This window comes from Sphingomonas sp. 2378, from assembly GCF_038084995.1.
Lineage (GTDB): Bacteria > Pseudomonadota > Alphaproteobacteria > Sphingomonadales > Sphingomonadaceae > Sphingomonas.
The window spans coordinates 23043-43356 of sequence record NZ_JAXCMJ010000037.1 but is presented as its reverse complement, the minus strand read 5'-3'; the positions used below and the strand labels follow the sequence as shown (position 1 = coordinate 43356).

At 66.9% G+C, this 20314-nt stretch carries 17 protein-coding genes, 1 other RNA gene and 1 pseudogene; 7 read left to right on the top strand and 12 right to left on the bottom strand.

Translation table 11 applies throughout. The features are described 5' to 3' along the window. Positions 1 to 30: 30 nt before the first annotated feature. Positions 31 to 402, bottom strand: a complete 372-nt coding sequence (locus SM191_RS15385; RefSeq protein ID WP_341506962.1) for a PRC-barrel domain-containing protein — start codon at positions 400 to 402, stop codon at positions 31 to 33. Between the two features lie 129 nt (positions 403 to 531). Between SM191_RS15385 and SM191_RS15380 the strand changes: the two genes are divergently transcribed. Continuing rightward, positions 532 to 1062 (top strand): hypothetical protein, encoded by a 531-nt coding sequence (locus SM191_RS15380; protein WP_341506961.1) that lies wholly within the window; start codon positions 532 to 534, stop codon positions 1060 to 1062. A gap of 727 nt (positions 1063 to 1789) precedes the next feature. Here SM191_RS15380 and SM191_RS15375 read toward each other — a convergent pair. The 3 genes from SM191_RS15375 to ruvB form a co-directional block, all read right to left on the bottom strand. Next, positions 1790 to 2524, bottom strand: coding sequence for a hypothetical protein (locus SM191_RS15375; protein ID WP_341506960.1), 735 nt, complete (start codon positions 2522 to 2524; stop codon positions 1790 to 1792). A gap of 4 nt (positions 2525 to 2528) precedes the next feature. Next, the gene (locus tag SM191_RS15370; RefSeq protein ID WP_341506959.1) at positions 2529 to 3737 is read right to left on the bottom strand and encodes a toxic anion resistance protein; all 1209 of its coding nucleotides are present in this window, start codon (positions 3735 to 3737) and stop codon (positions 2529 to 2531) included. A 190-nt stretch (positions 3738 to 3927) separates the two neighbouring features. Then, on the bottom strand, positions 3928 to 4953 hold the full coding sequence (ruvB, locus tag SM191_RS15365; RefSeq protein ID WP_307002582.1) for a Holliday junction branch migration DNA helicase RuvB: 1026 nt from the start codon (positions 4951 to 4953) through the stop codon (positions 3928 to 3930). A 170-nt stretch (positions 4954 to 5123) separates the two neighbouring features. Here ruvB and SM191_RS15360 point away from each other — a divergent pair, with 170 nt between their 5' ends. Continuing rightward, complete coding sequence (locus SM191_RS15360; RefSeq protein ID WP_341506958.1) at positions 5124 to 6017, top strand: 2-hydroxyacid dehydrogenase; 894 nt, start codon at positions 5124 to 5126, stop codon at positions 6015 to 6017. Positions 6018 to 6125: 108 nt separating this feature from the next. Here SM191_RS15360 and ruvA read toward each other — a convergent pair whose 3' ends face one another. The 4 genes from ruvA to SM191_RS15340 all read right to left on the bottom strand — a co-directional run bounded on the left by ruvA (position 6126) and on the right by SM191_RS15340 (position 8864). Continuing rightward, positions 6126 to 6725: a Holliday junction branch migration protein RuvA gene (ruvA, locus tag SM191_RS15355; RefSeq protein WP_307002585.1), complete on the bottom strand. Its 600-nt coding sequence runs from the start codon at positions 6723 to 6725 to the stop codon at positions 6126 to 6128. A 223-nt stretch (positions 6726 to 6948) separates the two neighbouring features. Continuing rightward, the gene (gene ruvC, locus SM191_RS15350; RefSeq protein WP_341506957.1) at positions 6949 to 7467 is read right to left on the bottom strand and encodes a crossover junction endodeoxyribonuclease RuvC; all 519 of its coding nucleotides are present in this window, start codon (positions 7465 to 7467) and stop codon (positions 6949 to 6951) included. A gap of 86 nt (positions 7468 to 7553) precedes the next feature. Next, positions 7554 to 8297: a YebC/PmpR family DNA-binding transcriptional regulator gene (locus SM191_RS15345; protein WP_307002589.1), complete on the bottom strand. Its 744-nt coding sequence runs from the start codon at positions 8295 to 8297 to the stop codon at positions 7554 to 7556. 27 nt (positions 8298 to 8324) lie between these two features. Next, positions 8325 to 8864 (bottom strand): DUF1003 domain-containing protein, encoded by a 540-nt coding sequence (locus SM191_RS15340; protein ID WP_341506956.1) that lies wholly within the window; start codon positions 8862 to 8864, stop codon positions 8325 to 8327. A gap of 71 nt (positions 8865 to 8935) precedes the next feature. Here SM191_RS15340 and SM191_RS15335 point away from each other — a divergent pair. Next, a pseudogene (locus tag SM191_RS15335) lies at positions 8936 to 10381 on the top strand (helicase HerA domain-containing protein); the annotation flags it as partial. Positions 10382 to 10495: 114 nt separating this feature from the next. Here the strand turns inward: SM191_RS15335 and SM191_RS15330 are convergent. Together SM191_RS15330 and SM191_RS15325 are read right to left on the bottom strand one after the other, a co-directional pair. Next, on the bottom strand, positions 10496 to 10756 hold the full coding sequence (locus tag SM191_RS15330; protein WP_058746354.1) for a DUF2312 domain-containing protein: 261 nt from the start codon (positions 10754 to 10756) through the stop codon (positions 10496 to 10498). Between the two features lie 141 nt (positions 10757 to 10897). Further along, entirely contained in the window at positions 10898 to 11200 is a 303-nt protein-coding gene (locus SM191_RS15325) for a DUF1244 domain-containing protein (protein ID WP_341506955.1), read from the bottom strand. A 72-nt stretch (positions 11201 to 11272) separates the two neighbouring features. Between SM191_RS15325 and pyk the strand changes: the two genes are divergently transcribed. Beyond that, positions 11273 to 12742: a pyruvate kinase gene (gene pyk / locus SM191_RS15320; RefSeq protein WP_341506954.1), complete on the top strand. Its 1470-nt coding sequence runs from the start codon at positions 11273 to 11275 to the stop codon at positions 12740 to 12742. 540 nt (positions 12743 to 13282) lie between these two features. Then, positions 13283 to 13834, top strand: coding sequence for a GNAT family N-acetyltransferase (locus tag SM191_RS15315; RefSeq protein ID WP_341506953.1), 552 nt, complete (start codon positions 13283 to 13285; stop codon positions 13832 to 13834). An 85-nt stretch (positions 13835 to 13919) separates the two neighbouring features. Here the strand turns inward: SM191_RS15315 and SM191_RS15310 are convergent, their stop codons facing one another. Continuing rightward, positions 13920 to 16178: an NADP-dependent malic enzyme gene (locus SM191_RS15310; protein ID WP_341506952.1), complete on the bottom strand. Its 2259-nt coding sequence runs from the start codon at positions 16176 to 16178 to the stop codon at positions 13920 to 13922. A gap of 289 nt (positions 16179 to 16467) precedes the next feature. Here SM191_RS15310 and mutS point away from each other — a divergent pair, with 289 nt between their 5' ends. Beyond that, positions 16468 to 19038 (top strand): DNA mismatch repair protein MutS, encoded by a 2571-nt coding sequence (mutS, locus tag SM191_RS15305; protein ID WP_341506973.1) that lies wholly within the window; start codon positions 16468 to 16470, stop codon positions 19036 to 19038. A 358-nt stretch (positions 19039 to 19396) separates the two neighbouring features. On the opposite strand, the gene ssrA is transcribed toward mutS, so the two are convergent. Continuing rightward, positions 19397 to 19746: a transfer-messenger RNA gene (gene ssrA, locus SM191_RS15300) on the bottom strand. A gap of 37 nt (positions 19747 to 19783) precedes the next feature. Between ssrA and SM191_RS15295 the strand changes: the two genes are divergently transcribed. Next, positions 19784 to 20215: an RrF2 family transcriptional regulator gene (locus SM191_RS15295; RefSeq protein ID WP_307002597.1), complete on the top strand. Its 432-nt coding sequence runs from the start codon at positions 19784 to 19786 to the stop codon at positions 20213 to 20215. Positions 20216 to 20314: the final 99 nt, after the last annotated feature.

Sequence of the window (20314 nt, the reverse complement as noted above, 5' to 3'; positions counted from 1 at the left end):
CTCGCCGCAATGACCGCGACCGGTAAACCCTTACCCCAAATCCAAATTCTCCGTCCCCACGCCATAATAGCCCGCCACCCGGTCGGCATAAGCCTGATCGAAGATGGGCGCATTATTGGCCCAACTCGGCCCGCCCTCCAGCAAGCGGCGGTCGACGGTAATCACATACTGATCCCCCACCGGATCGAACTGCAACAGGCTGAAGGGCACCGGATAGAAGCTCTTGCCCATGCCCAGAAAGCCGCCCAGCGCCAGCACGGCATGCGTCGCACGGCCCGAACGCTTATGGACCATGAAGGAATAGACGCTGCCGATCGTATCGCCGTCGCGACTTTCCAGCTTCAACGTACCCGAGACATTGGATTGGACCAGGATCAGGGTCGGCGTGTCGTGATCGGCCATTCTTAACCTCCGTTTATCGCCCTCAAAACCCGCCAGAGCGAGGCACGGTTCCGATGCCCGCCGCATCGGCACGGTCCGCCGCAGCACAGGGTTGAGCCCGAACGCCCCCTCGCCCATAGGCTGGACACGATGCGTCGCCTGTCCCTTGCCCCCCTTGCCCCGACGATGGTCGCGGCTGCCGCCCTGTCGGGCTGTATCCCCGCCACCCCGCGCCCCGAGGCGCCGCCGCCGGTGCGTCATACGCCGCAGCCCCTGCCGCCGACGCCGCGTCCGGTATCGGGGGCCGACTGGCGCGACTGGCCGCTGACGCCGGGCGACTGGCGGTATCAGCGGACCGCGCAAGGATCGGGCGCCGCGTTCGGCACGGCGGGCGTCACCCGCCTGTCGCTGACCTGCGATCCCCGCACCCGGCAGGTCCGGCTGAGCCGCCCCGCCTCGGTCGCGGGAAGCGTCACCATCCGCACCTCCAGCACGACCAAGGTCCTCGCCGCCCAGGCGGTCGCGACAGGCGCGGAGATGGTGCTGACGGCCAACGACCCGTTGCTGGATGCCATGGCGTTCAGCCGGGGCCGGTTCACGATGGAGCAGCAGGGCCAGGTCCCGCTGGTCATCCCCGCCTATGCCGAGATCGGGCGGGTGATCGAGGATTGCCGGGGCTGAGGAGCCGATGTTCGGCGGCGCAAGATGGTCGGCCAAACATCGTCGCATTTCAAGTCTTGTTTATCCGCCTCCGACTACGCACATTGCGCATGCGTTCTTCAAAGGGGCGCGTTGGCTATCCACTAGCGAAAGGAGGTGATCCGATGTCTCATGGTTCAGCAATGGGGTCGGTTCAGTTCGTTCGGGGGACCGGCTTCTGACATCGATGGGCGTGATTCGGGGGGTATCCTCCCCCAATCAACGGTCGCGTCCGATGTCATGAGGCCCGCATGGTCTCCCGGGCTGGAGCTCTCCGGCCGCTGACCATGTTTAGGGGTTGCCGGGGCCGTCGCGATGACGTCCCGGCAGCCTCTTTTCATTTGGGGGGAAGCGCTGATCCTTCGGATTTGTCGAGGCCTCACTCTGCCGTATAACTGGACCCCGGCTTTCGTCGGTGGCCGAAAGGGCCAAGGCCCGATCGACGTTCAAGCAGCGCCCTTATCCTCCCCTGTAAGGATTTCTCTGCGAAACGCTCCAGTACCATCCCGGCGAAGGCCGGGACCCAGTTGCCGTACGATGGTAAATGACTCCAATCGCTTCCCAACTGGACCCCGGCCTCCGCCGGGGTGGTACATGATGTTGGGCGACGTCCCGACTTTCGCGGAGGTTTCCTGTAAGGGGAGGAATGGTCGATCCATTCAAGTGGTTTGACAGAGCCCCAGACAAACGCCCCGACAGGCTTTGCGACCTACTCCGCCTTTTCCTCGCGATATTTCATTTCCAAGAACCGCCCACGCGTCGAGAGACTGTCGAGATCGGCCTGGGCCAGTCGCTGGGTCATGTCGCCGATTTCCTGTTCGATCAACTTGAGGCCATCGACCAGCTGCGCGTCCGGGGTGCGCCCATTACGCTCGACCCGGCGGAGCGGTTCGGGCACCCGTTCGTAATCGCGCAGGAACGCCGGCAGTTGCTCGCCGATCAGGCGGCGGACCTCCATCGCCTCGGCGGTGTCGTTGTCGACGGCGGCGAGTTGCGGGGTCAGCGTGTCGAGCCGCTGGCCGATCCGGTCGACCAGCGTGACGGCGGGCGCTGGCAGCAGGGGCCTCTGCGCCTCCAGCCAGCGCTCGGTCTGGGCGGGCAAAGCCTTGATATCGACCTGCGCCAGCTTGGCGGGGGTCGGCGCGCGCGCGGCGGGGGCCATTGCGATGGCCAGCGTTACCGCCAGCATCAGCATCATCGCCGCCAGCGCCCCGAAAATGCCGATCCCCCCGGGCAGGATCAGCCCCGTCACCATCGCCGCGATCAGGATGATCGCATTGGCGACCGCGATCAGGATCAGCCGCTGGAGCGCCGAACGGGCACGGCGACGCACCCGCTTGACGGTCTGCTCCGCCTGGCCCCGATAATCCTGCGAGATGCGCGCCATCACTTCGCGCGCACGCTCGATCTGGGCATCGACCTCGTTCGAGCGGGGAGTCGTCACGATGTTACAGCGCCTCCAGCTTGAACGATGATGCGCCGCTGGTCAGTTGCGGGTTCTGCGCCCCCTCGGCGCGGGCGATATAGCCCTTAGACTTCTCGACCTCCTGGCCCAGCGTGTTGACCGTGGTCTTCATCGAATCGAGCGCCTTCAGCTTGAAGCTGTCGATCGCGTCCATCGTGTCATAGATGTTCTGGAAAGCGCGTTGCAGCGTCTCCAGCGGGATGGTCGAGGCCGCCGCCTGCTCATGGATCTGCGCGGTCTGGCTGCGGAGCAGCTTGCCGGTCGAATCGATGATGTTGGCGGTGGTCGAGTTGAGCGCGGTGATCTGGTCGAGCACCAGCTTCTGGTTGGCCAGCGCCTGCGCCACGGTGACGGCGGTGCGCAGGGCCGAAACGGTGGTGGTCGAGGCGCGGTCGACGCCCTTCACCAGTTCGACATTGTTCTTCTTGACCAGGTCGAGCGCCAGATAGCCCTGCACCGTCACCGCCATCTGGGTCAGCAGATCCTGGGTCCGCTGGCGGGTGTAGAAGAGCGCGGTCTCGCGAATCGCCTTGGCCTTGGCGGGATCGGTGTGATCCAGTTCGTTGGCGGTATCTTCCAGCTTGGCGTCCATCGTCCTGGACAGATGGATCATCTGCTCCAGCCGCCCCATGGCGGACCAGAGGTTCGCGCGCTCGGTATCGATCGCGGCATTGTCCATCAGCAGTTCGTCGCGGCCCGAGGCGAGGCTCTTCAGGATCGCGGCGATATGCGACTGCGACGAGCGATAGCCGTCGAAATAGTCGCGCATCTTGTTGCCGAAGGGGATGATGCCCAGCAGCTTGCGCGGCGCGGAGAGATTGCCCCGCTTGCCGGGATCGAGGCTTTCGACCACGCGGCGCAACTCGGTCAGGTCCTTGCCGACGCCGGTCTCGCCGTCCATCGCCTTGACCGGGCGATCGAGGAAGCGATTGGACTGGCCCGCCGCCTCGCGGATTTCCTTCTGCCCCATGGCGGTGATCGCATCGACGCGGCGGCCGAATTCGGGGCTGTTGACGTCCTGCGCGATCAGTTCGGCGACGAAGCCGTCGACCTTCTGCTCCAACTGGGTCCGGGTCTTGTCGTCCACGGGCACCAGCCCGGCGGCCTGGGAGGGCGCGACCGTGGGCACGGGATCGGGCGGCGTCAGCGTCAGCCCCTTTTCCTGCGTCACGGTATCGGCGGTCGTGGCCATTCCAAAGTCTCCAAAAGCGCGTGTCTAGTGTGGAGGGGATGAGCGCGGTGTTCAAGTGTATTATAGGGATAATACTATGAGCCACTTGCCTACTCCCCGCCCTCCGTTGAGGCTGAGCGGGCGCTGAGATCGTGGCTGAACGGGCGTTGGGATCGCGGCTGAACAGCGGGCGGGAGAGCCAAGGGTTAGCCTATGCGTCGAACAACCCATCCTGCGACCCCACCGGCGGGTTCAGCCCCAGATGCTTCCACCCCCCGGCATTCAGGATACGCCCGCGCGCCGTCCGCGCCAGCAGGCCAAGCTGGATCAGGAACGGCTCGATCACCTCCTCGATCGTGTCGCGCGGCTCGGACAGCCCGGCGGCGAGCGTCTCCACCCCCACCGGCCCGCCGCGATAGACATCCGCGATCATTGTCAGATAGCGCCGGTCCATCGCGTCCAGCCCCAGCGCATCGACCTCCAGCCGGTTGAGCGCCTGGTCCGCCGCCGCCGCATGGACGATCTCATGCCCCGCCACGCTGGCGAAGTCGCGGACACGGCGCAGCAACCGCCCCGCGATACGCGGCGTGCCCCGCGAGCGCCGCGCCACCTCGATCGCGCCATCCTCGGAAATGGGCAGGTCGAGCAACCGCGCGGCGCGGGTGACGACGCGGGTCAGTTCCTCGACCGTGTAGAATTGCAGCCGCACCGGGATGCCGAAGCGATCGCGAAGCGGCGTGGTCAGCAGCCCCTGCCGCGTCGTCGCGCCCACCAGCGTAAAGCGCGGCAGGTCGATCCGCACCGAGCGGGCGGACGGCCCCTCGCCGATCATCAGGTCGAGGACGCGGTCCTCCATCGCGGGGTACAGCACTTCCTCGACCGCCGGTTGCAGCCGGTGGATTTCGTCGATGAACAGCACATCGCCGTCTTCGAGGTTGGTCAGCAGCGCGGCGAGATCGCCAGACTTGGCGATGACCGGGCCGGAGGTCGCGCGGAAGCCCACCCCCATTTCTCGCGCGATGATCTGCGCCAGCGTCGTCTTGCCGAGGCCGGGCGGGCCGAAGAACAGCACATGGTCGAGCGCATCGCCGCGCCCGCGCGCCGCCTGGATGAAAACGCGAAGGTTGTCGCGCGCCGCCTGCTGCCCGACGAACTCGTCCAGGCTCTTGGGGCGGAGCGCGGCGTCGACATCCTCGGGACGGCGGCTGGCGGACAAGAGTCGGTCTTGGTCGGTCACGACATGGGCCCTAGCGAGAGGATGACGGGCCTGTCGAGCATGGGGATCGTGACGGTATCGGCGAACATTGCACGAACATAGCAGCGGATGGGCCACAGGGACAGCCGGTGCGGCACGGATACCAACCTGGATGGCGGACTTGGGACGAAAATTGCGTTAGATCAGACGCCATGCCGCAGGACATCTTTCTGGCGACCGCCATCCCGCCCGCCCTGGAAATCGCGCTGGCCGAACGCTTCACGCTCCATCGCGACACGCCGCCGCCGACCACCCGCGCCATTGTCGGCGGGGGCATGATGACGGTCGACGCCGCGCTGCTCGACCGCTTGCCGGAATTGCAGGTCATCGCGGTGCATGGCGTCGGCTTCGACGGCATCGACCGGGACGCGACCGCCGCACGGGGTATCCGCATCGCGATCACCCCCGACGCGCTGACCGACGATGTCGCGGATCAGGCCATCGCGCTGTGGCTGGCGGTGGACCGGCGGATCGCGGCCAACGACCGGGCGTTGCGGATGGGCAATTGGACCGTGCCGCTGGGACGTCGCGCGAGCGGACGGCGGATCGGGATTTTCGGGCTGGGCCGGATCGGTCAGGCCATCGCCCGCCGCGCCGAGCCCTTTGCCAAGAAGATCCTCTACACCGCCCGTTCGGAAAAGCCGGTGGCATGGCGGTTCGTGCCCGATCTGGCGCAACTGGCGGCGGAGAGCGACGTGCTGATCCTCGCCGCACCGGGCGGAGCGGAGACGCGCGGGGTCGTCGATGCCGAGGTGCTCGACCGGCTGGGCGCGGACGGGGTGCTGGTCAATATCGCGCGGGGCAGCCTGGTGGACGAAGACGCGCTGATCGCCGCGCTGGAGGCGCACCGGATCGCGGGAGCGGGGCTGGACGTCTTCGCCGACGAACCCGAGGTGCCCTATGCGCTGCGGCGGATGAACCATGTCGTGCTTGCCCCGCATCAGGGCAGTGCGACGCGGGAGGGGCGGGCGGAAATGGCGGAGATGGTCGTCGCCAATCTGGAGGCGCATTTCGCGGGGCGGGAGGTGCCGGGGTTGTTGGGTTAGCGCAGTCCCATGGGCTTCGCCTTCGCTCAGCCTGAACGGCTGGTGGGATAAGGCCCTCCACACCGCCGTTCAGGCTGAGTGAAGTCGTAGCCCACGCCCCAACGCCCCCTATTTCGCCGCCTTGCGCAGCGCCAGCCGAACAAGCGCATCCAACGAGGCCGCCGCCCCCAGTTCCTCTTCCGCCGCCGCCACCGCTGCGCTCGCCTCGGCAGGCCGGAAGCCCAGATTGAGCAACGCCGACACCGCATCCGCACCCGCCCCGACCGGGGCCGCCATGCCGCCGCCCGAACCCGGCGCGAGCACGATCCCGCCGACCTTGTCCTTCAACTCCATCACGATCCGCTGGGCGAGCTTCGGCCCGACGCCATTGGCGCGCGCGACCATCGCCTTGTCGCCGCTGGCGATCGCCCGCATCAGGTCGGCGGGCTCCAGCGCCGACAGGATCGCCAGCGCCACCCGCGCGCCCACGCCCTGCACGCCGGTCAGCAAACGGAACCAGTCGCGCTCGTCGGCGCTGGCGAAACCGACCAGCCGGATCGAATCCTCCGACACCAGCATCTCGGTATGCAGCATCGCCGCCTCCCCCACTGGGCCGATGGCGGACAGGGTGCGCGCCGAAGCGCCGACCAGATAGCCGACCCCGCCGACATCGATGACGGCGTGGTCGATACCGGTGGAGTCCAAACGTCCCTTGAGATGCGCGATCATGCGAGTGGGTTAGAACAAAAGGGGGGATTGGTCACGGGGGTTATCGTCGGAGGAATCGCGTGTGTCGAGGCCCTCCCCCATCCCCTCCCGCTTGCGGGAGGGGCGTGCCAAGGTTCAGACTAGGCAATCCTTCTGGAATGTTCCGAACGTCGCCCGGTAACGCACCCCTCCCGCAGGCGGGAGGGGATGGGGGAGGGTCTCGCCGCAAGCGACTCCGACAGCGCTAGACCGCCGAAGCCCGCCGCTGCATCGCCCGCGCGCTGGCCAGATGATGCGCATGGGTGATCGCCACCGCCAGCGCATCCGCCGCATCGGGGCCGGTCAGCTTCACGCCCGGCAGCAAGTGGCCGACCATCGCCTGCACCTGTTTCTTGTCCGCGCCGCCGGTGCCGACCGTCGCCTTCTTGACGATGCTGGGGTGATACTCCCCGACGACCAGCCCCGCCTGCGCCGCCGCGAGCAGGACGATGCCGCGCGCCTGGCCCAGCTTCAGCGTCGATTGCGCGTTGCTGTTGCCCAGCACCTCTTCCACCGCCGCGCCGTCGGGCTGTTGCTGGCGGATCACGTCGTAGAGCGCGGCGTGGAGGTTCGCGAGACGCCGGGGCAGCACCATCGAGGGCTCGGTCTTGATCTGGCCGTTGGCGACGTGGCGCAGCCGGTTGCCCTCCACCGCGATCACCCCCCAGCCGGTGGTGCCGAGGCCAGGGTCGAGGCCGAGGATGATGGCGGGGGGTGGAGGCATGTCGGGCTTTCGGGAGGGGAGCTATCGCAAACGTTGCCTGCCCCTCCACCACCCCCTCCCCAAGCATAGCTTGGGGAGGATTGGGGTTAGGCCAGCTTTTCCATCACTTCGTCGGGAACTTCGTAATTGCCCCAGACGGTCTGGACGTCGTCGTCATCGTCCAGCGTGTCGATCAGCTTGAACAGCGTCGCCGCCGCCGCTTCGTCGACCACGACCATGGTCTGCGGACGCCAGGCGAGTTTGGCACCTTCCGCCTCGCCCAGCACGGGCTCCAGCGCCTTGGCGACTTCGTGCAGGTCTCCTTGCGCGGTCCAGATTTCGTGGCCGTCCTCGGTGGAGGTCACGTCCTCCGCACCCGCTTCCAGCGCCGCCTCGAAAACCTTCTCGGCATCGCCCGCGCTGGCGGGATAGTTGATCAGGCCCATCCGGTCGAAGCCATGGCTGACCGAACCGGCGGTGCCAAGGTTGCCGCCATTCTTCGACACCGCGGTGCGCACGTTCGTCGCGGTGCGGTTGCGATTGTCGGTCAGCGCCTCGATGATCAGGCTGACGCCGCCGGGGCCGAAGCCTTCATAGCGGATTTCCTCGTAATTCTCCCCATCGCCGCGCGAGGCCTTGTCGATCGCGCGGGCGATATTGTCCTTGGGCATCGACGCCGCCTTGGCCGCGTTGACGGCGGCGCGCAGACGCGGATTCATGTCCGGGTCGGGCGTGCCCATCTTCGCCGCGACGGTGATTTCGCGCGAAAGCTTGGAAAATGCTGCCGAGCGCTTCTTATCCTGCGCGCCCTTGCGGTGCATGATGTTCTTGAATTTGCTGTGGCCTGCCATCGGTGCCTCTTGAGATGAACGCGCTCTCTACGACCGCGCAAGGGCCTTTGCCAACCCGTCGATCTTCGCTTCCAGCGAGTCGAGCCGTTCGGTGACGACATTGTCCAGCTTGTGATGCAGCCGGAGGATATCGATCTCGGCGCGCAAATTGGTGCGATAGTCGAGGCTGGCGGCCAGCCGGTCCTTCGCCGACTGCCGGTTCTGGCTCATCATGATGACCGGCGCCTGGATCGCGGCCAGCGTCGACAGCATCAGGTTCAGGAAGATGTACGGATAGGGATCGAAGACCAGCCCGAAATGGCCGAGCACATCCGAGTTGAGCAGCATCCAGCCCAGCAGAATGATGGAAAAGGCGATGATGAAGCCCCAGCTTCCCCCGACCGCCGCGACCCGATCGGCCAGCTTCTCGCCCCAGGTCGAGGTTTCGTCCGCGATGTCCGCGGCATCTCGCGCGCTGAGTTGGCCCGACTCGATATCGGCGATGACCTGGGCTTCTTCCTCATCCAGTTCATGGGCCGACTTGCCCAATGTGCGGCGGGCGATTTCGGCGGCGGTCGACAGGGCCATGGCCAGGGCGCTCCTTTCGGGGAATCAAATGCCTTGCCCCTTGGGGCGTTGATCGGCCAAACGCCAGAGTCATGACGGTACGCGTGGATATGGGAACCGATGAGCGTGGCTCGTCGGTGCCGATCGATCTTGAGGAACTGCTGGCGACCCGCCTGCTGGTGCAGGGCAATTCGGGCTCGGGAAAGTCGCATCTGCTGCGCCGGCTGCTCGAGAAATCGGCGGGCCAGGTACAGCAGGTGGTGATCGACCCCGAGGGCGATTTCGTCACCTTGTCGAAGGCTTACGGCCATGTCGTGATCGAAGCGGGCGACTATGCCGAACGCGAGGTCGGGCGTTTCGCCTCGCGGATTCGCGAACACCGCGCCTCGGTCGTCCTGAGTCTCGAAGGGCTGGAGATCGAGGGGCAGATGCGCTGCGCCGCGACCTTCCTCAACGCGCTGTTCGATGCCCCGCGCGAGCATTGGTATCCGGCGCTGGTGGTGGTGGACGAGGCGCAATTGTTCGCTCCCACCACCGGCGGTGAAGTGACGGAAGAGGTCCGCCGCGCGTCGCTGTCGGCCATGACCAATCTGATGTGTCGCGGGCGCAAGCGCGGGCTGGCGGGGGTGATCGCCACCCAGCGACTCGCCAAGCTGGCCAAGAATGTCGCGGCGGAAGCGTCCAACTTCCTGATGGGCCGCACCTTCCTGGACATCGACATGGCGCGCGCCGCCGACCTGCTCGGCATGGAGCGGCGCCAGGCCGACTCGATCCGCGACCTGGCGCGCGGCACCTTCCTGGCGCTCGGACCCGCCGTGTCGCGGCGGCCGATCACGGTGAAGATCGGCGCGGTCGAAACCTCGGCCCGCTCGGGCAGCCCCAAACTGACCCCCCTGCCCGACGCGCCGCCGCCGGACTTGCAGGAACTGCTCTTCGCGCCGGTCGAGGAAGCGCCGACCCTGCCGATGACCTTCGACCCGCGCCCGCGCCGGGTGCCCGCCGAGGAACTCATGGCCGATCTGGGGCGTCCGCCTCTACCGACCACCGCCGCCCCGCCCGCACCGGAAATGGACGAGAGCGAGGTCGAGGCGATTTATGAACAGGTGCTGCGCGCCATCGTCGACGACCCCGAATCGACCTTCCGCCCTGCCTCGGTCCTGTTCCAGGATTTCCAGGTGCGCTGCCGGATGGCGGGGCTGGCCCGGCCGCCGCTCGACCTGAACGGCTTCGCGCGCCGCCTGTCCTGCGCGCGGGCGGGAATTTTCGATGTCAGCGATCCCGACTGGCAGGAGGCTCTGGCGCTGGCGGGGATGCTCCCCGACGATATGCTGGGCGCGTTCCTGCTGGTCGCGCGCGCGGCGCGGGAGGGGCTGCCCTGCCCGCCGGATACCAAGATCGCGGAAACCTATGGCACCAGTTCGCTGGGCCGGGTGAAGCGGCTGATCGCCTATATCGAGAGCCGGGATTTGTTCGTGTGCCGCACCGATCTGACGGGGAAGCGGTCGATCACGATTCCGCGGCTTGGGTGGACGACCCAGGACTTCGGCGCTATGCGCCGAAGTCGAAGGCCAAGCCCCACCGCCCGCCACAAACAAAGGGCGACGGAGCCACAAGCCCCGCCGCCCTCCGCATATCCGAACCCGAAAGCGGGATCAGATCATACCCAGCGCCTTCATATACACTTCGAGGATGGCTTCCTCTTCCTGATATTCCTCGCGCTTCTTCTTGCGGATCTGCATGATCTTCTTGATCGCCTTGGGGTCATACCCACGTGCCTTGGCTTCGGCGAAGACGTCCTTGATGTCGTCCGAAATGCCCTTCTTCTCTTCTTCCAGCCGCTCCGCGCGTTCGATCAGCAGGCGCAGTTCGTCCGCCGTCACATTGCCGCTGCTGTCGAAATTCTCGTCCGCCATGTCTCTAACCCTTTGAAATCCTGTCTGCCCCCATGACCCCGCCGCCACGACCAAGGCCTCGCCCGGGGGCAAGGTCGGTCCGGCGCGGATGTCGGGATCGGCGCGGGTCTAGGCGGTTCCGGGCCTCGGCTCAAGCGGGCGTTAACGGTTCCTCTTCACGCTTTCGGCCATGCGCGCCAGTTGCTCCGGCGTCGCCTCGACCTGATGCTCCGCCTTCCACTGGTCATAGGGCATGCCGTAGATCGCTTCGCGTGCGGTCGCCTTGTCGACCCCGGCCGCCTCGCCCACCCAGTCGGACAGGCAGTTGCGGCAAAAGCCCGCCAGCCCCATCAAATCGACATTCTGCGCGTCCGTCCGGTGACGCAAATGCAGGACCAGCCGCCGAAACGCCGCCGCCGCTGCTTTGTCATCGATTGCATTCAATGCATCCACGGTATCGGCCATATTCGTCGCTCCTAGGTTGATCGTAACGCATTAGGCTTTAGGACACTGGCCGCAAAGAAGCAGGATGTGATCATGACCCAGGCCCTCCCACCGCGTTCACGCAAAGTCCGCGTCCTCGCCACGCTTGGCCCGGCCAGCAGCGATCCCGAAACGATCGCCACCCTGTTTCAGGCAGGGGCCGACGCCTTCCGAATCAATATGAGCCATGGCGACCAGCAGTCCAAGGTTCCGCTGATCCAGGCAATCAGGTCACTGGAGGAGCGATTCGGTCGCCCGACGACGATCCTGGCCGATCTTCAGGGCCCGAAGCTGCGCGTCGGCAAGTTCGCCGAGGGCAAGGTGATGCTGGAAACCGGCAGCACTTTCGTTCTCGACCGCGATCCGACGCCGGGCGATGCGACCCGCGTCGAACTGCCCCACAAGGAAATCTTCGCCGCGATCGAGCCGGGTGCGCGTCTGTTGCTCGACGACGGCAAGCTGGTGCTGCGCGTGGCGTTCCATGACGCCGACAAGATCACGACTCTGGTCGAAGTCGGTGGTGCGCTGTCCAACAACAAGGGGTTGAACGTCCCCGACGTGGTGCTGCCCATGGCCGCGCTGACCGAGAAGGATCGTTCCGACCTGGCCTTCGCGGTCGAACAGGGCGTGGACTGGATCGCGCTGTCCTTCGTGCAGCGGCCCGAGGATCTGATGGAAGCGCGCGGCCTCATCAAGGGGCGCGCCGCGCTGCTCGCCAAGATCGAGAAGCCGCAGGCGATCGACCGGCTCGAAGAGATCGTCGAGCAGTGCGACGGCGTGATGGTCGCGCGCGGCGACCTGGGCGTCGAACTGCCGCCCCAGGCGGTGCCGCCGCTCCAGAAGCGCATCGTCGAGGTGTCGCGCCGCATGGGCCGTCCGGTCGTCGTCGCGACGCAGATGCTCGAATCGATGATCCAGAGCCCCTCGCCCACCCGCGCCGAGGTGTCGGACGTGGCGACCGCCATCTATGACGGCGCGGACGCGATCATGCTGTCGGCCGAATCGGCGGCGGGTGCGTGGCCGGTCGAGTCGGTCGCGATGATGAACGCGATCGGCGTGTCGGTGGAAAACGACCCCGGCCATGGCGAGCGCATTCACTTCACCGCGATGACCCCCGACCCGACCACCGCCGACGCGCTGGCCGAGGCGGCGGCCCGGATCACCAACACCGTGTCGTCCAAGGCGATCATCTGCTTCACCTCCAGCGGATCGACCGCCCGCCGCGTCGCGCGCGAGCGACCCTCGGTGCCGATCCTGGTCCTGACGCCGCAGTTGGAGACGGCACGCCGCCTGGGCCTGCTCTGGGGCTGTCACGCAGTCCACACCCGCGACGTCGAATCCTTCGAGGAAATGGTCGCCAAGTCCAAGCGCATGGCGCTGCGCCACGGCATCGCCGAGGCGGGCAACCAGGTCGTGCTGATGGCAGGCGTCCCCTTCCGCACGCCGGGTTCGACCAACGTGCTGCACGTCACCCGCATCATGGGCGACGAACTCGCCAATTACGGCGATCGCAGCGAGGCGTAAGCGCCGAGCCCGCGCGGTGCGGGCGATCGGACAGACAAAGGGGCGGCGGCGCGGGGATGCGTTTGCCGCCCTTTTTTACAGACTCCATCGACATTGCCCTTTTTTTCTCTGGAAAGGGAGATGGGAGGCCGAAGGCCTGATGGAGGAGCGTCGCCCTTCCGATAGGGGGAGTACGCCCCCACAATTCTGCCCATAATCGCCTCTCCCGAAGCGGGCGTGATGAAGCGGCCTCAGGGCCGATCGGAAATCATTTTCACGCGAAGACGCGAAGATTATGGTCGCGCGGAGGCGCGGAGGACGCAGAGATGTCGTGCGCGGGGCGACAGGGGTTCATTCTTCATCTGACGATCAGTGAGGGGCACCGCCGCGCGAACTGGAATTCTCTGCGTCCTCCGCGCCTCCGCGCGCAAAAAGGCGTCTTCGCTTGAACTCTTGATTTGATAAAGGTCGATCCGCCCCAAAGCGCTCGGTAAGAACGCCCCTCGGCAAATGCGAACCGCGAAGGCATGATCCGGACCGATGCCTTGCAGAGAGCCCGTCATGCCAAGATTGCTCGATCACCGCCCCGACCTGCAAACGGAGCGACTGTCGCTACGCCGGCCAGCGGATCGTGACGTCGACGCCATCGTGAACGCGGTGGGAGACTGGGACGTCGCCCGTCGGCTGGCGCGCGTGCCCTATCCCTATACTCCGGACGACGCCCGATTCTTTCTCGAGCGGATCGTGCCTGCGGAATGGGTATGGGCCATCACCCTTCGCGGTTCCGATCATCTGGTGGGCGTGGTCGGACTGACGCCGCAAGAACATGCCGATATGGCCGAACTCGGCTATTGGCTGGCGCCCGCGCATTGGGGGCACGGTCTGATGACCGAGGCCGCGCGGGCGGTCATCGCCTTCGGCTTCGACCATCTCGGCCTTCCCGCGCTGACCTCGGGATATTTCGAGGACAATCCCGCCTCGGGCCGGGTCCTTGCCAAGCTGGGCTTTGTCGAAACGGACCGCGTCCTGCGACCCTGTGTGGCGATCGGTGGGGATGTTCGCGCGGTGCGGGTGATCCTGGAGCGTCCCGCGGCTTGGACAGGGGCCGCCTGATCGCTTCGGCAAGCGACCGAACCTCGCACAAAAAGGGCCGGGCAAAACGCGCTGCCCGGCCCCTTTCCGTACCGTCCGATGAAAATCAGCGCGCGATGCCGCCCGCTGCCAGCACCGCCAGCGTCACCAGATCGCCCGCCGTCGAGGTCATCGGCGCGATCTGCACCGGCTTTTCCATACCGATCAGCATCGGGCCGATCATGGAATCGCCGCCCAGTTCGCGCAGCAGCTTGGCGGAGATGTTCGCCGACTGGAGCCCCGGCATGATGAGGACGTTCGCCGGGCCCGACAGGCGCGAGAAGGGGAAGTTCGCCATCTGCTTTGGGTTCAGCGCGACGTCGGGCGCCATGTCGCCCTCATATTCGAAACCGACCTGCCGCTGGTCGAGCACCGCCACGCCGTCGCGGATATTGTCGATCCACTGGCCTTCCGGGTTGCCGAAGGTCGAATAGGACAGGAAGGCGACGCGCGGCTCATGCCCCATGCGCCGCGCGACGGCGGCGGTCCGCTCGGCGATGTCGGCCAGTTCCTCGGCGGAGGGACGCTCGTTGACCGTGGTGTCGGCGATGAACACCGTGTGGCTCTGCCCGACCAGCAGGTGGATGCCGAACGGCACCTTGCCGTCGACCGGGTCGATCACCCGGCGGATCTCGCGGAAGCTCTGCGCATAGGTCCGCGTGATGCCGGTGATCATCGCATCGGCCTGGCCCAGTTGCAGCATGACCGAGCCGAAGATGTTGCGATCCTGGTTGATCAGCCGCTCGGCATCGCGGCGGAGATAGCCGCGCCGCTGGAGCCGCTCGTACAGGAAGTCGACCATCTGCGGCACCATCTCGGAGGTGCGGCTGTTATGGACTTCATATTCCTGCGGGTTGGTGACGCCCAGCGCCTTCAACCGGTCATAGACGTCGTCGCGCCCGACCAGCACCGGAATGCCATAGCCGCCTTCCTTGAAGGCGATGGCGGCGCGCAGCACGACTTCCTCTTCGCCTTCCGCGAACAGCACGCGCTTGGGATGCGCCCGCGCGCCTTCATAGGCCAGCGTCAGGACCGAGGTGGTCGGGTTGAGGCGCGCGCGCAGCTTCTGGCGATAGGCATCCATGTCGAGGATCGGCCGCGTCGCCACGCCCGAATCCATCGCCGCCTTGGCCACCGCCGAGGGGACGAGCTCCATCAGGCGCGGGTCGAACGGGGCGGGGATGATATATTCGGGGCCGAAGCTGTGCTGCGTGCCGTAGGCCAGCGCCACCTCTTCCGGCACGCGCTGGCGCGCCAGTTCGGCGATCGCGTTGGCGGCGGCGATCTTCATCTCGTCATTGATGCCGGTCGCGCGCACGTCGAGCGCACCGCGGAAGATGAAGGGGAAGCCGATGACGTTGTTGACCTGGTTCGGATAGTCCGAACGCCCGGTGGCGACGATCGCGTCGGGGCGCGCGGCCTTGGCGAGTTCGGGGCGGATCTCCGGCTCCGGATTGGCCATGGCGAAGATGATCGGCGAGGGGGCCATGTCCTTGACCATCTCGGGCTTCAGCGCGCCCGCCGCCGACAGGCCCAGGAACACGTCCGCCCCCGACAGGGCTTCGGTCAGGGTGCGGCGGTCGGTGACGGCGGCATGCGCCGACTGCCACTGGTTGATATCCTCGCGGCCCTGATAGATCACGCCGGTCCGGTCGCACATGATGACGTTCTCGTGCCGGACGCCCATCGCCTTCATCAGCTCGGTGCAGGCGATCGCCGCCGCGCCCGCGCCGTTGACCACGACCTTGATCTCGTCCAGCCGACGCTTGGTCAGCAGGCAGGCGTTGATGAGGCCCGCCGCACAGATGATCGCGGTGCCGTGCTGGTCGTCATGGAACACCGGGATGTTCATCCGCTCGCGCAGGGTCTGCTCGATGATGAAGCATTCGGGGGCCTTGATATCCTCGAGATTGATGCCGCCGAAGCTCGGCTCCATCAATTCGACCGCGTCGATGATCCGGTCGACATCCTCGGTCTTGAGTTCGATATCGATCGAGTCGACATCGGCGAAGCGCTTGAAGAGCACCGCCTTGCCCTCCATCACCGGCTTGGAGGCGAGAGCGCCGAGATTGCCGAGGCCCAGGATCGCGGTGCCGTTGGAGATGACGGCGACCAGATTGCCCTTGGCGGTATAGTCATAGGCCAGCGCAGGGTCGTCCGCGATGGCGAGCACGGGCACCGCGACGCCGGGCGAATAGGCCAGCGCCAGGTCGCGCTGCGTCGCCATCGGCTTGGACGCGATGATCTCGATCTTGCCGGGCCGTCCCTCGGAATGGAACAGCAGGGCCTCGCGCTCGGAGAACTGGTCGGTAGGTTCGTCGGACATGCGCGCGGCCTTCGATGCTGTGAATACTGAGGACGTTAAGGCTCTTGAAGCTTTCGCGTACGGCTGACAACCCTGTCACGCGGCACTTTTGCCGCCCGGCCGGTCATGCCGCATCGCACCATCGGCCGGTCGCGGCGTGGAGCCACGGCTCCAAGCCTCGCCAGCCGATTGTCGGCCCGCTATAGCCCGACATCCCGCTCCACCTTGGGTCGCCGCCAACGGCTCGGCCTCTTTCGCCCTCGACGTTTTCGAATCTGGAACCGACGCCCCGATGACCACCCCCACCCCGATGATGGCGCAATATCTGACGCTGAAGGCCGAGGCCGAGGATTGCCTGCTCTTCTATCGCATGGGCGACTTTTTCGAACTGTTCTTCGACGATGCACGGATCGCGTCGGGCGTGCTCGACATCGCGCTGACCTCGCGCGGGGAGCATGGCGGCGAGAAGATCCCGATGTGCGGCGTGCCGGTCCATGCCGCCACCGCCTATCTGCAACGGCTCATCAAGGCCGGGCACCGCGTCGCCATCGCCGAGCAGACCGAAACCCCCGCCGAGGCCAAGGCGCGCGCCGGGTCCAAGGCGCTGGTCGCGCGCGGGATCGTCCGCGTGGTGACGGCGGGTACGCTGACCGAGGAGGCGCTGCTCGACGCGAGGTCCGATAACTGGTGCGTCGCGATCGGCGAGGCGGGCGGCGCGGTGGCGCTGGCCGCCGCCGATATCTCGACCGGGCGGTTCGTGGTGATCGACGTGAAGGCCGATGCGCTGGGGGCCGAACTCGCCCGCCTGGCCGCCGCCGAGGTCGTCGCCGCCGAGAATGCGGCCCACGTCGATGCGGCCACCACGCTGCGTCCTTCCTCGACCTTCGACAGCGGGAGCGGCGAGGATCGGTTGAAGCGGCTGTACGGCGTCGCAACGCTGGACGGGTTCGGCCAGTTCAGCCGGGCGGGGCTGTCGGCGGCGGGGGGCTTGGTCGCCTATCTCGACCATACGGCCAAGGGGGCGCTACCCTTCCTGCGCCCGCCGGTTCTGACCCAGGCGGCGGGCGCGATGGCGATCGACGCCGCGACCCGCGAGAGCCTGGAACTGACCCAGACCGCGAGCGGCCAGCGGAAAGGCTCGCTGCTCGACGCGGTGGACCGCACGGTGACGGGCGCGGGGGCCCGTGCGCTGGCGGGGGATATCGGCGCGCCCCTGATGGACCGGGATACGATCGAGGCGCGGCTCGATCTGGTGCAGCATTTCCATGACGACGCCGCGCTTCGCGAACGGTTGCGCGCGGCGCTGCGGGCGCTCCCGGACATTGGCCGCGCGATCGGGCGGATCGCGGCGGGTCGAGGTTCCCCTCGCGATCTGGGGCAGTTGCGCGACGGGCTGGACGGGGCCTGGGCGCTGTCCGAGCAATTGAGCGACGGCCCTCCCCTGCTTCGCGAGACTTGCCCACGCCTGCGTGGGCATGGCGAGTTGATCGACCTGCTCCGCCGCGCGCTGGTCCCCTCGCCCCCGATCGAGGCGAGCGAGGGCGGCTATATCGCGGCGGGCTATGACGTGGCGCTCGACGATCTGCGCGACACCGGAGCCGGAGGCCGCCGCGCCATCGCCGCGCTGGAGGCGGAGTTCCGCCAGAAGACCGGCATCACCGCGCTGAAGATCCGCCACAACGGCGTGCTGGGCTATCATGTGGAGGTGCCCGCGCGCTCCGCCGATGCGCTGATGAAGCCGGATTCGGGCTTTACCCATCGCCAGACGCTGGCGGGCGTGGTCCGCTTCAACACGCCCGAACTGCACGAGGTCGCCAGCAAGGTCGCGCAGGCCGGGGCCCATGCGCTCGCCGCCGAAGCCGCGCATCTGGAGGAACTGACCGCCGCCGCGCTCGCCTCGCGCGAGGGGATCGCCGCGACGGCGGACGCGCTCGCCCGGCTGGACGTGGCGAGCGGCCTCGCCGAACGCGCGGTCGAGGGCGGCTGGGTGCGGCCCGAACTGGTCGATCATGCGTGCTTCGAGGTGACCGGGGGCCGCCATCCCGTGGTCGAGGCCGCCGTGGCGCGCTCGAGCGAGCGGTTCGTCGCCAATGACTGTTCGCTGTCGGAGTCGTCGCGGCTCTGGCTGGTGACGGGGCCGAACATGGGCGGCAAGTCGACCTTCCTGCGCCAGAATGCGCTGATCGCGGTGCTGGCGCAAGCGGGGTCCTATGTGCCTGCGACGCACGCGAAGATCGGCCTGATCGACCGGCTGTTCAGCCGGGTCGGCGCGTCGGACAACCTTGCGCGCGGACGCTCGACCTTCATGGTCGAGATGGTCGAGACCGCCGCGATCCTGGCGCAGGCGACGCCGCGCAGCTTCGTGATCCTGGACGAAGTGGGGCGCGGCACCTCCACCTATGACGGCCTCGCCATCGCCTGGGCGGTGGTGGAGGCGATCCATGAGGATAATCGCTGCCGCTGCCTGTTCGCGACCCATTATCACGAACTGACCCGCCTGGCCGAGCGGTGCGAGGCGCTGTCGCTCCACCACGTCCGCGCGCGGGAGTGGAAGGGCGAGCTGGTCCTGCTGCATGAGGTGTCGGAGGGCCCTGCGGATCGCTCCTACGGCCTGGCCGTGGCGCGGCTGGCGGGCATGCCGCCCGCGACAGTGGCGCGCGCCAAGGCGGTGCTGGCCAAGCTGGAGGCGGGACGCGCCAAGACCGGCGGGCTGGCGGCGGGTCTGGACGACCTGCCCCTGTTCGCGGCCGCCGCACAGATCGAGGAGGAACAGTGCGACGCAATCCGGGCCGAGGTGGAGCGACTCGACGTCGATGCCCTGTCCCCGCGTGAGGCGCTGGATGCGCTCTACCGGCTGAAGGCGCTGGCACGGGAGGTGTAAGCGTCCCCCTCCCCCTTAACCTCTTTACCGCCCCCGGAGAAGGCCGGGGTCCAGGTTCGGCGCAGCCGATGGCGCGCTACGATGGTGAGGGGGAGGCAAGTGGCAGCCCGCCTTCGATGACTCACCGCAACTGGGCCCCGGCCTTCGCCGGGGTCGAAGAGTAGATGAGGCAAATCCCCCCACCCCGTTCAGCCTGAGCGAAGTCGAAGGCCACGCGTCTCCCCTCGCAAGCGCACCCCATGCACTTCGACTTCGCTCAGTGCGAGCGGACGATGGAGCCAGACCCAAGCTGACACCGATCCGCCTCTCAATAACAGGAAAGTGGGGAGCTTCTGTTGCCCGGTGCTCCCCGTACCGCTGGATTCCCCTTCTGTTGCCCGGTGGGGTCCGACCGCGCTATTTTGGTGTAATGTCAGGCCGTGAGGCCCTCAATTACGCCGCAATCGCGAGTGCTTCGTTATCGTTGGCACTTGTGAGTATGGGCCGTTGCGGTGGTCCCATTCCGAACGAAAACAGCGCTTTTCAACACACGTCGATCCTGGTTCGGCCCCGTCAGAAACGGTGTCCAAGTACACCACCTTTTATGGTGGAGCCGCCGGGTACTGCCCCCGGGTCCGCTGCGTCTATTACTCGCCGCAGTTTATCGTCATAGCCGGGTGAAACCCGGCACGGATGGATATAGGAAGCCGAACGACTTTACGCAAATGCCTTTCGCTCGCCCCATTTTGGGTCCATGGAGGCCTGCATGTTGACCCAGCGGTCCCGTTATGCGTTGCGCGCGATGCTGTTCCTGGCGGAGATGCCTGTCGCAGGGCCGCCGACCTCGATGACGCGAATCGCGACCGAGGCGAACGTGCCGCGCAAGTTCCTGGAGCTGATCCTCGCCGATCTGAAGGGCGCGCAACTGCTCGACAGCCAGCGGGGCAAGATGGGCGGCTATCGCCTCGCCCGGCCCGCGCATATGATCTCGCTGGGCGACATCATCCGCACGATCGAGGGCCCGCTGGCGCTCGTCCCCTGCGTCAGCCGCACCGCCTATCGCCCCTGCAACGACTGCAAGAGCGAAGCCGACTGCGCCATCCGCCATGCGATGATGCGGGTGCGCGACGAGACGGCGCGTATCCTGGACGGCACCAGCCTGGCCGACGCCACCGCCAAGAAGCTGGCGGCGGCGTAAATCCCCCTTACCTCATCCAACTCCGCGCCACCCCGGCGAAGGCCGGGGTCCAGTTGCGGTGAAGGATGAAATTGCCTCCCACGCAACGTCATGGCGCGC

Coding starts and splice junctions, on each gene's coding strand:
- SM191_RS15385 (WP_341506962.1), bottom strand. CDS start 402: ATGGCCGATCACGACACGCCGACCCTGATCCTGGTCCAATCCAATGTC.
- SM191_RS15345 (WP_307002589.1), bottom strand. CDS start 8,297: ATGGCAGGCCACAGCAAATTCAAGAACATCATGCACCGCAAGGGCGCG.
- SM191_RS15360 (WP_341506958.1), top strand. CDS start 5,124: ATGCCGCAGGACATCTTTCTGGCGACCGCCATCCCGCCCGCCCTGGAA.
- SM191_RS15340 (WP_341506956.1), bottom strand. CDS start 8,864: ATGGCCCTGTCGACCGCCGCCGAAATCGCCCGCCGCACATTGGGCAAG.
- SM191_RS15330 (WP_058746354.1), bottom strand. CDS start 10,756: ATGGCGGACGAGAATTTCGACAGCAGCGGCAATGTGACGGCGGACGAA.
- SM191_RS15370 (WP_341506959.1), bottom strand. CDS start 3,737: ATGGCCACGACCGCCGATACCGTGACGCAGGAAAAGGGGCTGACGCTG.
- SM191_RS15310 (WP_341506952.1), bottom strand. CDS start 16,178: ATGTCCGACGAACCTACCGACCAGTTCTCCGAGCGCGAGGCCCTGCTG.
- SM191_RS15315 (WP_341506953.1), top strand. CDS start 13,283: ATGCCAAGATTGCTCGATCACCGCCCCGACCTGCAAACGGAGCGACTG.
- ruvC (WP_341506957.1), bottom strand. CDS start 7,467: ATGCCTCCACCCCCCGCCATCATCCTCGGCCTCGACCCTGGCCTCGGC.
- SM191_RS15380 (WP_341506961.1), top strand. CDS start 532: ATGCGTCGCCTGTCCCTTGCCCCCCTTGCCCCGACGATGGTCGCGGCT.
- ruvA (WP_307002585.1), bottom strand. CDS start 6,725: ATGATCGCGCATCTCAAGGGACGTTTGGACTCCACCGGTATCGACCAC.
- SM191_RS15325 (WP_341506955.1), bottom strand. CDS start 11,200: ATGGCCGATACCGTGGATGCATTGAATGCAATCGATGACAAAGCAGCG.
- mutS (WP_341506973.1), top strand. CDS start 16,468: ATGATGGCGCAATATCTGACGCTGAAGGCCGAGGCCGAGGATTGCCTG.
- pyk (WP_341506954.1), top strand. CDS start 11,273: ATGACCCAGGCCCTCCCACCGCGTTCACGCAAAGTCCGCGTCCTCGCC.
- SM191_RS15295 (WP_307002597.1), top strand. CDS start 19,784: ATGTTGACCCAGCGGTCCCGTTATGCGTTGCGCGCGATGCTGTTCCTG.